This window comes from Desertivirga arenae (assembly GCF_017355785.1).
Lineage (GTDB): Bacteria > Bacteroidota > Bacteroidia > Sphingobacteriales > Sphingobacteriaceae > Desertivirga > Desertivirga arenae.
On the sequence record NZ_JAFEWE010000002.1, the window covers coordinates 676,236 to 691,263 of the forward strand.

The following is a 15,028-nucleotide window of genomic DNA, read 5'->3' on the forward strand; positions in this document are numbered from 1 at the left end:
TACTACTTTTTGCTTATAAAAAGATTGCCCTCCTTTTTAGTGATCGAAATATTAAATGTTTTCTGCAGGATGGTGAGCAAGAGATCAACGTTTCCGGATTCGATTGATCCTGTGAACGTAAGTCCTGTTAATTCCTGATTATTGAACTTTACCTTGTACCCGTAATTATCTTCGAGAAAATGAGCGATTTCCAGCAAGGGGGTATCTTCAAACACGAGTTTTTTCTCTAACCAAGCAGTATAGATCTGGGGTTTTAAAACTTGTTTCCGCGTAATAGTCTCGTTGCTGGTGGAATAGTGGACCATATCCCCCGGTTTCATATCAACCTCCTTATTATTAACCTGGGTCAGGTAAAGTTTCACCTTTCCTGATTTTAAAAATACCTTGGTTTGACTGCGCCTGGTGTTGACGTCGAATTTTGTCCCGAGAACCTGAACGTCCAGATCCTTCGTATGGACAACAAATTTTTGGCTATTCTTTTTATGCGTTACGGAGAAAAATGCTTCTCCATCTAAAAATACCTCCCGTGCTTTGTCCTGCTTCCATCCCTTTGCATATTTCATAGTTGAATTGGCATTTAAAACGACAACGGAGCTATCGGGAAGGATAACCGTCTTTTGCTGTCCAAAAGTGGTTTTCTGCTCAGAGGTTCCCTGGATCAGATATACTTTAGCTAAAACTCCAAGGATTAATAAACCTGCAGTAACTGCAGCAACCTTATACCAGGAACGAACAAATGAACCTAAACGGAAAACATTATTTCCTTTTTTCTGGTCCCAGGTTTGATTGGTAGCCTCTATCCTGTTCCAAAGGTCATTTAACTCTTGCTGAACGGGTTCATCAGCATCAACCGAAAGCTCCAGAATAATATCCCTGGCCTCAGCAAATACTTTTGAATTTTCCGGACTTAGCAAAGACCACTCCAGCCACTCCCTGCCATCAGCTTCTTCAGGTTTTTTAACCCAACGGATAAAAGCAGGGTCGACTATTAATTCATCAAGAGTATACTTTTGAGATTGCATATAATCCTGTTATAATTGGTTTTATATACAATAGTCTCGTACCCCGGATTTTTACCAAATATTTTTAAACTTTTTTTCAAATATTTTCCTAAGGACTGGCTATGAGATAATAAGGATATTTTTTAAAGGAAAATAAAAGGAGAGAGCTGGTTTAAAAGGCAAAAAAAAGAGGCGGAAATGTCCGCCTCTTGAGTTTATTTTTATTTATCCTATACGTTTCAGTTTTATTTCATCCGGAGGCGTAATGATCAACGGAACCTTTTCTACCGTCACAAAACTTAAATCCAGACCAAAACCTCGCTCTTCAGATAAACTTAGTTTTTTAAGTACAAAGTAGTAAGCCATTATGATCTTATCCCTAAAACTTAAGTTGTTTGATCTTGATAATACCTTCTCAAGGATGATAAACCTGAAGTCGCCAACTATCTTATGTTTGGTAAGTGAAGGATAACGGCTGGTTATGTCCACTTCACCCTTGCGGACCAACTCCTCTACTACCAAACGGAATAGCACGTTAATACGTTGCTCGACCCTAAATCCTAACTTAAAGTCAATCCGGATAAGTTTACCGGGAATCAGGAAATCAACTTTGTATTCAGTGGTATAAGGTTCGTCCGTTACATCCACGTGCACCAGCCAGTAAACGTCTGCACGTTTAGGCTGCTTCTGCAAAATAGAGTACATGATCTTAGACTCAATCTCAGAGTTGAAGTTTGCACTGGTCAGGTAAATCAGCTGAGAAGCATATTTGGGTACAGTATTATCATCAGCCAATTCACTTAGAATTGGGAAATAATCATCAATTTCAACAAATTTGACGAAGCGATTTTTAATCTTCCGGGCTTCGCTCCAGGACCACATTACAGAGAACAATATACATCCCAGCAGGATTGTAAACCAGCCGCCATGAAGAATCTTCGCAAGATTACCACTTAAAAACGTAAGCTCAATCACACCGTAAACTGTAAGGAATATACCTATCAGATAAGTAGGGAACTTTCTACGTTTCAAGTAGATTGCTACTAGTATGGTAGTCATTAACATGGTCACTGTTATGGACAAACCATAAGCAGCTTCCATTCGTATTGACTCTTTAAATAGAAAAACTACCACCAAACAACCCGCCCACAGTAACCAGTTAACAGAAGGCACGTATAACTGACCCTTTGTAATTGTTGGATAGTTAATCTTTACCTTAGGCCAGAGGTTTAATCTAACAGCCTCCGCAATTAAGGTAAATGATCCGGTGATCAAAGCCTGACTTGCAATGATCGCAGCCATGGTTGCAATTGCAATTCCATAAATCAGGAACCATTCTGGCATTAATTCATAAAATGGTTTTGCACCGTGCAAGGTTGTACCAATATGTTGAGATAACCAAACGCCCTGACCGAGATAGTTTAATATCAGGCAGGTTTTAACATATATCCAGCTGACACGGATATTAGACCGTCCGCAATGTCCAAGGTCTGAATAAAGTGCTTCCGCTCCTGTGGTACAAAGAAAAACTCCGCTTAGAATAAAAAAGGCGCTGTAATGATCGCTGGTAAGCAATTTATAGGCGTAGTAAGGATTGACAGACTTAAGGATTTCAGGATAGGTAACGATATAGTTCAACCCCAAAACTGCCATCATAGTGAACCAAATGAACATTATTGGCCCAAATGCCTTTCCCACAAGGTTCGTCCCAAATTGCTGAATAACAAACAGTCCAGTAAGGATGGCTATCACAATTGGCATTACCTGTATATTCGGGTATTTAAGGGCTAAACCTTCTATGGCCGAAGAAATTGTGATGGGAGGTGTAATGATCCCATCGGCTAGCAAGGCGCAACCACCAATTGTAGCGGGGATAATAAGCCATCTTGCCTTCCTTCTTACAAGTGAAAACAATGAAAAAATCCCTCCTTCACCTTTGTTATCAGCCCTAAGCGTAATGACCACATATTTTAACGTGGTTTGCAGGGTTAATGTCCAGATGATACAGGAGACTCCTCCAAGGATCAGTTCAGAAGTTATCACACTTCTTTCCCCAATGATCGCAGAGAAAACATAGAGGGGGGACGTTCCGATATCCCCATAAATTATACCAAGACTAATGAGTAGACCGGCGGCGGAAAGCTTGTGAAGATCTTTGTGATGTGCCACTTACTTTTGTTATAAACGGGGACAAATGTACATTATGACTTGAAATAAACAAAGTTGATTTACAGGAGTTTGTTTTTTTACAATTACACTTCGTTTGGCTCCATTTTTGTTAATTTTTGTTAAAAAACACTAATTATACCAAGGCAAAAATTCAGTTTTAATAATTAATTCATAGATTTGTTATATATAAATATGAAGAAATTTTACTCACTCGCTTTTCTGTTTTCGTTTGTCCTGATTAATATTCAGGCTTCCGTTAACAATTTTGCTCTCTCGGCAAGAAGCCTTGGTGTAGTGGACACTTCAAAAAAGGTCACCAAAACTTCTTCAAAAATTTCAGACACACGGAAGGAGCGCCCATCTTATCTTCAAAGTGGTATTAATGTTGAAATAACCCCCTTCAAGCCTTCAGTAAATAAAGCATCGGTAACTTCTAATACGAATGCCCCTGCTGCCACAGCGGTGAATACACCTGCTAAAACCACCCAACAACAGGATTTAAAAATAGTTAGTAATGTTAAGGTTTTTCCCAATCCAGTTGCTGAACAACTGAACCTAACCTATAATGTCAATAAAGATTCCAACGTTACCATCAAAATAATGGATGTGCTGGGAAATGAGATAGCAACTTTGCTTTCCCAGAAGATGAACGCCGGGGAACAAACGAGCTCGTTCAATATCAATAACAAGCTAAATAGCGGTTACTACTTTATTCGACTCATTGTGGGCAATGAAACTATCGTAAAGCGCATTTCTGTTCTCTAACAACCATTTCCTCTTCTATTTATTGTATCTTCGACACCCAAATTGTTTGGTTGACTAGTTTATTTATGAAGATAATAGCAGTAGGCAGGAATTATATAGAACATGCAAAGGAATTAAACAACCCGGTTCCCTCAAAACCGGTAATATTCATGAAACCGGATACCGCTGTTCTGAAAGATAACAAACCTTTTTACCATCCTGATTTCTCTGAGGAAATACATTATGAAATCGAAATAGTTCTGAAAGTAGCTAAGGAAGGGAAACATATCTCAGAAAAATTTGCTCCTAACTATTTTGAGGAAATCGGTCTGGGGATAGATTTTACGGCACGCGACATTCAGCAGCAACATAAGGAAAAAGGGTTACCTTGGGAGCTGGCTAAATCATTTGACAATTCTGCCCCGATTAGCCGCTTTATTCCCAAATCTGAAATTGCAGATCTCTATGATTTGAATTTCCGCCTTGACATTAATAATAATACCGTTCAAAAAGGCAACACAAAAGACACCATCTTTTCGTTTGAGAAATTGATTGTGTTTGTTTCCCAATACATCACACTAAAAAAAGGTGATCTTATTTTCACCGGAACTCCTCATGGAGTTGGTAAGATAAATATCGGAGACAGGCTCGAGGGATATATCGAGGATGAAAAACTTTTGGACTTTGAGATTAGATAAGAATATACTTCAACACGCTCTTACATTATTAGCATTTTCAGTACTTCATTTTTCAGCTTATACTCAGGAAGTTAATGGGCCTAAAGCTTATCCAACGGATTTCAGGCCTCCGCTTGATCTAAAACCGAGCATTGCCGGTTCTTTCGGCGAGATAAGGGCTAATCATTTCCATTCAGGACTAGATTTCAGAACGAATCAGCGGGAAGGTTACCCGGTATATGCGGTAGCTGACGGATATGTTTCGCGTTTGAGAGTACAGGTAGGAGGGTTTGGAAATGCAGTATATATTGCACACCCCAACGGGTATACTTCTGTATATGCGCATCTGCAGCGTTTCAATGAACGGATAGGTTTACAGGTGAAAGATTTCCAGTATCGCAAGCAAAGCTTTGATGTCGACTTTCCACTTATGCCGATCGAAATACCTGTTAAAAAAGGAGATATTATTGCCTGGTCGGGTAATACGGGAAGCTCTGGAGGGCCTCATTTACATTTTGAGCTAAGAGATAGTCAAACAGAAGAAACGATCAATCCTCAATTGTTTGGTCTTGAAGTTCCTGATAATGTCCCCCCGCAAATTACAGGTTTATACCTATATCAGTTGAACGGGCAGCCTTTTAGTCCCTCCACTCCCCGTAAGGCCTATTCGGTTTCGGGATCAAATGGAGACTACAGACTAAGCCAGGGAACAGTCAGCATTAATGGAGAAAGCGGATTCGGAATAGTTACCTTTGATCAGCAAGTGGCCGGAGGGAATAAAAATGGCGTTTATTCTACTGAACTCTTCCTGGATGAGAAACTGATTTTTTCCTCCATCCTTGAAAAATTTGCCTTCAGCAATTCACGGGCGGTAAATTCACATACGGATTACTCCTTTCACCTTAGTCAGGGAGCTACCGTTCAAAAAAGCTTTGTCGAGCCTGGAAATCCCCTTAGTATTTATAAGGACGTTGTTAACCGGGGACTTATCACCTTAAGTGATGAGGATACTCACAACCTTAAGTATGTGATCAAGGACGTTAAAGGGAATACCAGTCTCCTTCAATTTCAGGTAAAAAACAATCCTCAGCTGGTGGTTAATTCCAGGCCTACTGCAGGAGTCAAAGAATTTCAGTATAATACAGTAAACGAATATTCTACTGAAGATTTTAAAATCACTATACCAAAAGGGGTATTATATAGTGATCTTAATTTTAATTATTCCAGAACTGCAAAGTCAGGGTACTGGTCCAATTTTCATACTGCGCATACTCGGCTGGTCCCTCTTCATGAAAACATAACAGTGGCAATAAAGCCAACGAAAGAGGTTTCGGCTCATCTAAAAAGTAAACTACTTATTGTGAACGCAAACGGAGGATATGCAGGAGGCTCTTTTGATGAAAAGGACGGCTTTGTGAAAGGCTATCCACGTACCTTTGGCACCTTCTATGTTTCAATGGATACAGTCGCTCCTGTTATAAGGCCGGTTAATATTAGTGATGGAAAAGACCTTACTGGAACTGAAAGGATCGTATTAAAAGTTTCGGATAATATGTCTGGTGTAAGGAGTGTTAGCGGATATATCGACGGGAAATGGGTATTGATGGAATACGATTTGAAAACCTCTACCATTTGGCATAAATTTGATTCACTCACTCCAGCTGGAAAACACTTGTTTGAGTTAAGGGTAAGTGACATGCAACAAAATATTAGATTTTATTCAGCAACCTTTTATCGATAACTATGGCAGAATTAAAAGAAGGCGATAAAGCTCCTGCTTTCTCAGCTAAAGACCAAAACGGTAATACCGTATCCCTGAGCGATTTCGCGGGTAAGGATGTAATTCTATATTTCTATCCTAAAGACGATACCCCAGGCTGTACAGCCGAAGCTTGCGACTTCAGGGATAACTATCAGTCTTTGCAACAAAAAGGCTTTACAATTATTGGGGTAAGCACTGATGATGAGAAATCCCATCAGAAGTTCGTAACGAAATATTCTTTGCCTTTTACCCTTATCTCTGATGAGGATAAGCAAATTGTTGAGGCTTATAACGTATGGGTAGAGAAGAATATGTATGGAAAGAAATATATGGGAACGGCCAGAAAAACTTTTATCATCGATGGAGAAGGCGTAATCAAAAAGATAATTGATAAAGTTGACACTAAAGAAGCATCAAAACAAGTGTTGGACCTCTTAGGCGTATAAATGAATTATAATAAAAAAGGCAGGTCTCCTTTTTCAGGGCACCTGCCTTTTTTTATAAAAGCCCATCCAATCAACTTAATCCTTCGTTTGCGTTCAGCTCATGAAGGTTGTGTTTCGAGCAAGCTAAATACTTATTTTTGCATCCTTGTATTGCTTGAGAACATAGTAGAACTAACTACCGAAGGCTGAACAGTTGAAGACTTAGTTTTAACTTTAAGTATCTTAAATTCTGTTCTCCGGTTAAGCTGATGTGCCTCCCTTGAGCACTTTATGCCGTCACTGCATTTATTTAACAGTTCTGTTTCTCCCAAACCTACTGCGCTTAACCGATCTGAAGCTACTCCTTTATTTACTAAGTAAGCAACAGCGGATTCGGCTCTCTTTTGAGACAACCACTGGTTGTATACAGCCTTGCCTCTACTGTCAGTATGAGCCCGGCACTGAATATTTGATGAATTTATCTTGCTTAAAAATGCTGCAACTTTATTCAGATTCCTGTAAGAGTCCGGACGAATATTCCATTTATTAAAATCGTAATAGATATTATCCAGCTTAACAATATAGGCATCTTCTGCTCTCTCTAACTCAAACCTGACGTTAAAGATGGTTGATTCCTTTAATCCAACAGTAGACAGTTCTCCTTCTTTTCTTGAATAATAGCGTTCTCTGTTACCGCTTATTACATACCTGGTCTCCGGACTTAAATTAAAATTAAACCTGCCCTGAGCATCAGAGAAAGAAGAAATCTGCTCACTGGTACTCCTATTGAGAAGAACAATTTCTGTATTGGCCAGAGGCTGGCGTGAAGACTTATCTATCACAATACCTTCAACTGCAAAAATCAATGCTTCTTGCGCTTCTTGTTTTGGACGTTCCTCTGCCACAACCGGTGTTGAAGTTACAAAATCGAAGCTGTAGATATCATCCAGTCCTTTTCCTCCATTGCGGTTTGACGAGAAGTACCCTCCTTTCTCATCTTTGAAGTAGACCCCGAAATCGTCTTTTGTAGAGTTAAGCGGAGATTTAAGATTTTCAGCAAGAGTGAATTTATCGAAAGAACCTTCTGAGGTGAAAAGATCTAAGCCTCCCATTCCGACATGTCCTTTTGAAGCAAAATAGAACCGCCCGTCTTTACGTACTACAGGGAATACGTCGTCTTCGGAAGTGTTGATGCTAGGACCACAGCTTACCGGATCGGACCAGCTTCCATCTGCAGCTTTCCTTGAAGCATAAATATCCATTCCTCCCGTACCTCCAGGCATATCCGAAGCAAAATAAAGTATCGTACCGTCGGGTGAAAGAGCAGGATGCTGAACAGAATAACTACTGCTGTTAAAAGGCAGAGGCTTAGGTTTAGACCAGGAAGAACCAACCTTTACTGCATGAAATAACTTTTTTGTAATAACAGCTGCTTTTCTGTCTTTCGTAGTCTTTGGTGTTTCAGTACGAGTAAAATAAATTTCATTCCCATCGGGAGTAAATACTGCCGGCCCGTTATGAAACTCATCATTCAATGTTGCATCTAAAAAGGTGATAGCCGCAGAACCCTCAACCTTTGGAATGTAATAAAGCTTTAGATAGGGATTACCTGTCCAACCAAAGACTTCCTTATTCTTAGCGCCCTTGTTATCTTTAACAAACCACCTGTCTGAAGTAATGACTAATCCATTAAGATAACCTGTAGGAGAGAATTCAGAGTTTGAGCTGTTTAAAAAGCTAAGATTTTCTATTTTAACGTTAGGGTCAGGATTCTCGAGCCACATCCTTGCTACATCGGTAGAATTTACAAGACGGATTCCTTCTTCTTTTCTGTAAGGAACATTCTGAGCAAACAGTTGGTAATTCGCCTTCGCTTCGTCAAACTTACCGTTTTGCTTAAGTGCGTCGGCATAATATTTATAGTTTACAGCATCGAAACTGGAATAAGACAAAACACGCTTATAAGCTCTTTCAGCCTCTTCTGAATTATTTATAAAACGGTAACAATTAGCTATTTTCTCAGCTAGTTCAAGTGAAGGCTTTTTCCGGTAAACTTTTTCGTAGATATCAAGCGCCAGCTTATAATCGTACTTCTGATAGTAGTAGTCGGCCTTCTCAATATTATCTGAAAAGATATTTCCTGGAAAAAGGTTAGCTAGAAGAAAAATAAGACAAGCAATAACAACTCGTGTAAACTTCATTTAAGCAAGTTAAAAATAACGCGGTGTAAGCAGGGCCGAGCTTTTCCTGTTGCTGTTTAATATCACCCCCAGTGATATTTCATGAGTTCCATTTGAATATGCTGCCAGCTTTGAAAGCGAGTAATCATAAGCATAACCAACGCGGAACTTTTCCCGGAAATAGACCTCTACCACTCCAACTAGCGAATTTTGCCTAAATATAGAGTTATTCCAATTACTTTTTTTCCACAAATTAACACCCGTGCGGTAAGAGGCACCCAACCAAAGCTTTTCCTTCAGCAAAAAGGAGGAATTTATATCTAGACTGGTGGGACCTTTGGTATCTTCCTTTATCAAAAAAGAAGGCTTAAACTTAGTATCTGCATTGATATCCATCAAGTATCCCCCCGTAAGGAAATAATGAGGCGCTTGTTTAGCTATGGTGTTCTGCCCTACCCTATTGTAATCTATAAGATCAGACAAAAGGTTAGTCCCGGAAACACCAGCATAAAGTCTGCTATTAGAAAAATAAACCCCGAAACGGGCATCAGGAACAAAGTAACTGCCCCTGTTGCTGAAATTAGGATCTTCAGCATCCTGAGTAGTGGCATCACTACCATTCAGCATAAATTGTGAAACGCCGAGAGACAAACCAAATGCCAGCCGATCGTCATTTTCAGAAACAGGCAGACGGTAGGCATAATTAACATGTGCTGAGGAATGTCTTTGAATTCCTACTTTATCATTAACAATCGCCAAACCCAGGCCTACTCGGTCATCTCTTCCCCAGGCATCGTCAATTACTATAGATTGCGTTTGGGGTGCGCCTTCGAAACCTGACCATTGATCCCGGTGTAACAAACTTGCATTGAAAATTCCTTTATATCCGGCATAGGCAGGGTTTACCACCATAGTGTTGAACATATACTGGCTGTACTGCGCGTCTTGTTGCGCAAACACATTCAGGGTGATCAAAGCAAATATAAAAGGCAGACAGAATCTCATATTAATTTTTCTTAACCATGGTAATGAAGCCCTTATAGGTATTTTTATTACCATTCACATTCACACTTAATACGTAGAAATAAGTTCCAGGCTGTAAATTTGAGCCATCCCAGGAGTTAGTTGGCGAGTAATTCCTTGTCTTATACACCTCATCCCCCCATCGATTGAAAATCGTCAAAGTATTTTCAGGATATAATTCAATATTCTGGATTTGCCAGGTATCGTTCTTTCCATCTCCATCAGGAGAGAAAGCATTAAAAAAGATGAATGGAATATCAGCAAATGAAACCACCTGATTTTTTAAGCCTGCAGCTGAAGTAAAAGATAAAGAACGATCTAAACGATCACCAAGGATTCCTTCTTCAACTCCGGTTGAGACCTTTTCCCATCTGGAATGTTCATTTTTCCATAATACGACGGCCGCATTATTTTCAATAGCTTTTACCTGGAAGAACTTTGTTCCAAACTTTGAACTTCCAGCTGTATGATCGAGAATATAAAAGTACTTATCACTAACCTTCTCTATATCCGATGTTCTTTGTGAGACAGGATATAATGGATCAGGATTCTGGTTAACCAAATTCAAAGTATATGTATTCAGCTCCTGATTTTCCGGCTCAATAATTACCGGCCGGTACAATGGATTGACGTCAATCGAATTGAACTTCTTAAAAGAAGGATTGTTCTTTATGGAACCTAAGGGAAATAAATATTGCCCATTACTGTTCGTATTCCTTAATAAGGCACCATTCTCATTGGTTGTAATAAAACCGGTGCTTCTGCTAAGCGCGTCCACAGCAGGACTGGAAATTGAAAGTTTATTATCTCCGATATTCAGAAGCCTGTCATCCAAAGACAAAGAATTCGTAATTGTGGCATTCGTCTTCAGCTCCTTATCTCCAAAGCCACCCAATTTCAGATTGGGGACGCTCAAAGGATTTCCACTGATATTCTGGATATTGCCATTTAAAAAAACGGTCGCTTTGGATTGATTTTCAAAAATTGTATTAGAAGAATTGTTAACAATATTGCCTTTGATCTCGAGGGTCCCCTCACCAGAAATCTGTCCCTCATCATGGCGATACCCTTCGCTAAGAAAGAGAAGGCTATTTTCTCCTAAATGTAGCGTCTGGCCTGTATTCACTACTTGAGCCTCTGCTTTAAAATAAAGCAGTGCGGCAGCAAAAACAATATGTCTCCAGGTCGATCTCATACTATTCAACAACAGTAATGTAATAGTTCATAGAGTCGGGATTTTTTGCACCAGAGGTGGCGTTGTAGAATTTTACTTCGATAATCCCCGGAGCCGATACCCGGGCGTAGCTGATAGTAACCCCGTCAGGCAATTCCGATTCTGGTGATACAGTTACCGTTGATCCTACACCTGCAGCTGGGATAGAAAAAGTATATTTTTGAGCTGTCCCGCCTTGCATATCAGCAACATCCAGTGGTAGTTTTGACTTAAGAACCCTTGTTAATACAGAGCCTTGCTTGCCAAGAATAAAAGTTCCGTTAACGTGAAGATTTGCACCTGGACTAGTTGTTGCTATACCTATATTGCCGGTTGCTTTTATTCTCATCCTCTCTTCCACGGAAGTAGCAAATACAAGGTCCTTTTTATCGTTTGTCCCCAGATAATCTCCACCAGTACCAGGATCAGTCCCGGAATTCCCGCTTAAGGACCAAAGACCCGAGGTCCGCGGTCGTATATTAGCTACAGGTTCTCCCCAACCGGTTACTGTTTTAGCATATACGTCACCTGTCAAGTTATTTAAATAGTAGTCTCCTTCAACTCCAATAACGTCATCCGGTGCAGCACTGTCAACGTACCACTTAGAACCAGCTTTTCCGTCAGTACCATCCTTACCATTAGTACCATCCTTACCATTGGTTCCATCTGTACCCTTAACCATACCAACATTTACCACAGTCGCGTCACTAAATGTGAGGATTAATTGACCGGAACCATTTATCACAGCATTAGTAATACTTAAACCGTTATCCCCCTTTGCTCCATCTGCCCCCTTAATAACTCCGAGGTTTTTAGTTGTACCGTCACTAAATGTTAAAATCAACTCGCCTGCAGCATTCCTATCGGCACTTGTAATACTTACCCCATTTGTCCCATTGGTACCGTTTGTTCCATTTGTTCCCTTTATCAGACCCACGTTCTTCGTTGTTCCGTCTGTAAAGGTAAGAACAAGCTCCCCAAGAGCATTCTGAGTTGCGCCCGAAATGCTTATCCCATTAGTACCATTCGTTCCATTAGTACCATTCGTTCCATTTATCCCTTTAACAACTCCAACATTCCGAGTCGTAGCATCGCTGAACGTCAATACTAATTCACCATTCGCATTTTGAACAGCATTTGTGATACTAGTACCATTTGTACCGTTCGTTCCCTTTATAACACCTACACTTTTAGATGTTCCATCGCTAAATGTCAGAATTAATTCCCCGGATGCATTTTGTGTTGCAGCGGTAATGCTTATTCCATTAGTCCCGTCAACTCCTTTAACCAGACCAACGTTCTTCGTTGTTCCGTCACTAAAATCAAGAAGAAGTTCCCCACTTGCGTTCTGTGTAGCCTTCCTTATGCTAACGCCGTCTAAACCTTTAACAACTCCCACATTTCTGGTTTCGCCATTGCTCATTTGGAAAACTAATTCACCAGACGCATTTAAACTTATGTTAGTAATATTTACACCATCTTCGCCTTGTAAATAGGCTAAGAACTCTGCTTCAGATTTGCTCGCATTTCCAGGCAAAAGCTTCCAAAGCTCATAGGCAGATTGCCCGTTTAAGCCCTTTAAGGAGGATAGAAATGTAGCTTCAGAACCCGAGTTGCCTGCGTTTAACCAAGCTTGGTACGCCGAGACTCCATCCTTGCCATCCACGCCTTTCATGTATAGGAGGAAATCAGCCTCTGTTTTATTTTCATTTCCAGACTGACTCTTCCAGATATCAAACGCAGATTTTCCATCTGTTCCATTTGACCCATTTGTACCATTTATACCATCTTTACCTTTAAAAAAAGCAAAGTAGTCATCCATAGTTTTATTCTCATTACCCGCTTGACTTTTCCAAATATCGAAAGCCGATTTTCCATCTTTGCCATTTAAGCCATCTTGACCATTAGATCCATCCTTGCCTTTAAATGCAGCGAAATAATCTGTCAAAGTCTTATTTTCATTGCCAGGAATGCTCTTCCACAAATCCAAAGCAGACTTTCCGTCTTGACCATTAATTCCATTGGTACCATCTTGGCCATTTTTGCCGTCAACTCCATTTGTACCGTTTACTCCGTCCTTTCCGTCAACACCATCCTTACCTTTAAAGAAAGCGAAGAAGTCATTCAAGCTTTTATTTTCATTCCCCGGTAATGCCTTCCATGAGTCGAATGCGGATTGACCATTTATTCCGTCAACCCCGTTAGTTCCATCCCGGCCATCCATGCCGTTTGAACCATCTTTACCCTTAAAGGCAGAGAAATACTCGCTTAAGGTTTTGTTTTCATTACCCGGAATGCTTTTCCAAATTTCGTATGCCGACTGCCCGTCTCTCCCATTGGTTCCATTTATTCCATCGGTGCCATTAGAACCATCTTTACCTTTGAAGAAAGCAAAGTAGTCCTGGAGTGTCTTATTTTCATTACCAGGCAGAGTAATCCAAATATCAAAAGCTGACAAACCATCTTTTCCATTTAAACCGTCTCTACCATCAGCACCATTAAGCCCGTCCTTACCGTTCAGACCATCTTTCCCATTAATGCCGTCAATACCTTTAATAGACAATAAAAAGTCCGTTTCCGACTTAGATGCATTTCCTGGTAAGCTTTTCCATAATTCAAACGCAGATTGTCCATCTCTGCCGTTTCTACCATCTAAACCCTTTATTGAGGACAGAAAATCCGTTTCTGTTTTTAAAGCGTTTCCTGGCAAAGATTTCCATAACTCAAAAGCTGACTGACCTGCAGCTCCCCTGGCACCATCATTTCCTTTTAAAGAAAGAAGAAACTCCTGCTCAGTGCCAGTATGACCAACATTAAGCCAAATCTGGTATGCTGACAAGCCGTTTCCTATAAGACTCTGATTAGTGCTCAGCTCGATCCAGCGATCATTTAACCAGAAATTGAATTTATTAGTAGTGGTATTATAGATCAATAATCCAGTTGCACTAACATTAGTTGAGCCAGAGGACTGCAAAGTCTCCTTTTCACTTTCAGTTAACCTTGGAATAAGTAATCCCTTGTTGTTTGAAGTAATATCAAGGATAGCCGAAGTGTTAGGCTTTGTGGTTCCAATACCCACAGAACCAGTCTGAGCTTTAGCTACTTGCGAAAAGGCAATAAAGGTCAACAGGCAAGAAATTGTCCATGCCCTATTATTTAAAATATCTAACATTTTTTTCTTCATGGCCTAAAACATTAACACTCAATGGTTAGTGAGGCATCGTTAACTAAAAGTTTTCCTTTAGATAAAATTTCTCTCTTTATACGCGTGAAATTTTAGCAGGTTACATAAATCGTAAGAAATTGTTAATAATTTTAAAAGAGCTAAAACGGTGGCATTCAAGGGAAATAATTACTTTTGGCGCTTTCTTAAAAAATTATGAATCCAGATATAGACAAATTAAAAGATATCGCAACGCAGGTACGTCGTGATATTGTCCGCATGGTACACCAGTGCCAGTCGGGCCACCCTGGAGGTTCATTAGGCTGTACCGATTACCTGGTAGCCTTGTACTTCCATATCATGAAACACGATCCGAAGTTTAATATGGATGGTAAAGGCGAAGACTTGTTCTTCCTTTCTAATGGCCATATTTCTCCGGTGTTCTACAGCGTACTTGCTCGCTCTGGATATTTTGAGGTAGCAGAACTGGCTACTTTCCGTAAGCTTAACTCCAGGTTACAAGGTCACCCCACTACACACGAAGGTCTTCCAGGTATCCGTATGGCTTCTGGTTCTTTGGGCCAGGGCTTATCAGTAGCTATCGGTGCAGCGCAAGCTAAAAGATTAAACGGCGATGATTCTTTCGTTTACACTCTTCACGGGGATGGTGA

General features: G+C 40.2%; 11 protein-coding genes. 5 read left to right on the forward strand and 6 right to left on the reverse strand.

The features are described from left to right. Nucleotides 1-2: 2 nt before the first annotated feature. Nucleotides 3-1,022 carry a FecR family protein gene (locus J4N24_RS06870; protein ID WP_207532912.1) on the reverse strand — a complete coding sequence of 340 codons (1,020 nt, stop codon included), beginning with the start codon at nt 1,020-1,022 and terminating at the stop codon, nt 3-5. A 204-nt stretch (nt 1,023-1,226) separates the two neighbouring features. After that, a complete protein-coding gene (locus J4N24_RS06875; RefSeq protein ID WP_207532913.1) occupies nt 1,227-3,170 on the reverse strand; it encodes a KUP/HAK/KT family potassium transporter in 1,944 nt (647 codons plus the stop codon). A gap of 192 nt (nt 3,171-3,362) precedes the next feature. Between J4N24_RS06875 and J4N24_RS06880 the strand changes: the two genes are divergently transcribed. The 4 genes from J4N24_RS06880 (at nt 3,363) to bcp (ending at nt 6,799) form a co-directional block, all read left to right on the forward strand. Next, nucleotides 3,363-3,935, forward strand: a complete 573-nt coding sequence (locus J4N24_RS06880) for a T9SS type A sorting domain-containing protein (protein WP_207532914.1) — start codon at nt 3,363-3,365, stop codon at nt 3,933-3,935. Nucleotides 3,936-4,000: 65 nt separating this feature from the next. Further along, a complete protein-coding gene (locus tag J4N24_RS06885; protein ID WP_207532915.1) occupies nt 4,001-4,612 on the forward strand; it encodes a fumarylacetoacetate hydrolase family protein in 612 nt (203 codons plus the stop codon). Next, nucleotides 4,581-6,332 carry a M23 family metallopeptidase gene (locus J4N24_RS06890; protein WP_207532916.1) on the forward strand — a complete coding sequence of 584 codons (1,752 nt, stop codon included), beginning with the start codon at nt 4,581-4,583 and terminating at the stop codon, nt 6,330-6,332. The genes J4N24_RS06885 and J4N24_RS06890 overlap by 32 nt, the downstream gene beginning before the upstream one ends. A 2-nt stretch (nt 6,333-6,334) precedes the next feature. Next, nucleotides 6,335-6,799 carry a thioredoxin-dependent thiol peroxidase gene (gene bcp / locus J4N24_RS06895; RefSeq protein WP_207532917.1) on the forward strand — a complete coding sequence of 155 codons (465 nt, stop codon included), beginning with the start codon at nt 6,335-6,337 and terminating at the stop codon, nt 6,797-6,799. Between the two features lie 131 nt (nt 6,800-6,930). On the opposite strand, the gene J4N24_RS06900 is transcribed toward bcp, so the two are convergent. From J4N24_RS06900 to J4N24_RS06915, 4 genes are read right to left on the reverse strand one after another with little or no spacing between them, the layout of a single operon-like run. After that, entirely contained in the window at nt 6,931-8,979 is a 2,049-nt protein-coding gene (locus J4N24_RS06900; protein ID WP_207532918.1) for an OmpA family protein, read from the reverse strand. A 9-nt stretch (nt 8,980-8,988) separates the two neighbouring features. Next, on the reverse strand, nt 8,989-9,963 hold the full coding sequence (locus J4N24_RS06905; RefSeq protein WP_207532919.1) for a PorP/SprF family type IX secretion system membrane protein: 975 nt from the start codon (nt 9,961-9,963) through the stop codon (nt 8,989-8,991). A 1-nt stretch (nt 9,964) separates the two neighbouring features. Continuing rightward, a complete protein-coding gene (locus tag J4N24_RS06910; RefSeq protein ID WP_207532920.1) occupies nt 9,965-11,176 on the reverse strand; it encodes a T9SS type B sorting domain-containing protein in 1,212 nt (403 codons plus the stop codon). Between the two features lies 1 nt (nt 11,177). Beyond that, complete coding sequence (locus J4N24_RS06915; protein ID WP_207532921.1) at nt 11,178-14,366, reverse strand: phage tail-like protein; 3,189 nt, start codon at nt 14,364-14,366, stop codon at nt 11,178-11,180. 207 nt (nt 14,367-14,573) lie between these two features. Here J4N24_RS06915 and J4N24_RS06920 point away from each other — a divergent pair. Then, the coding region (locus J4N24_RS06920) for a thiamine pyrophosphate-binding protein (protein WP_305794760.1) at nt 14,574-15,028 on the forward strand (455 nt) is incomplete at its 3' end.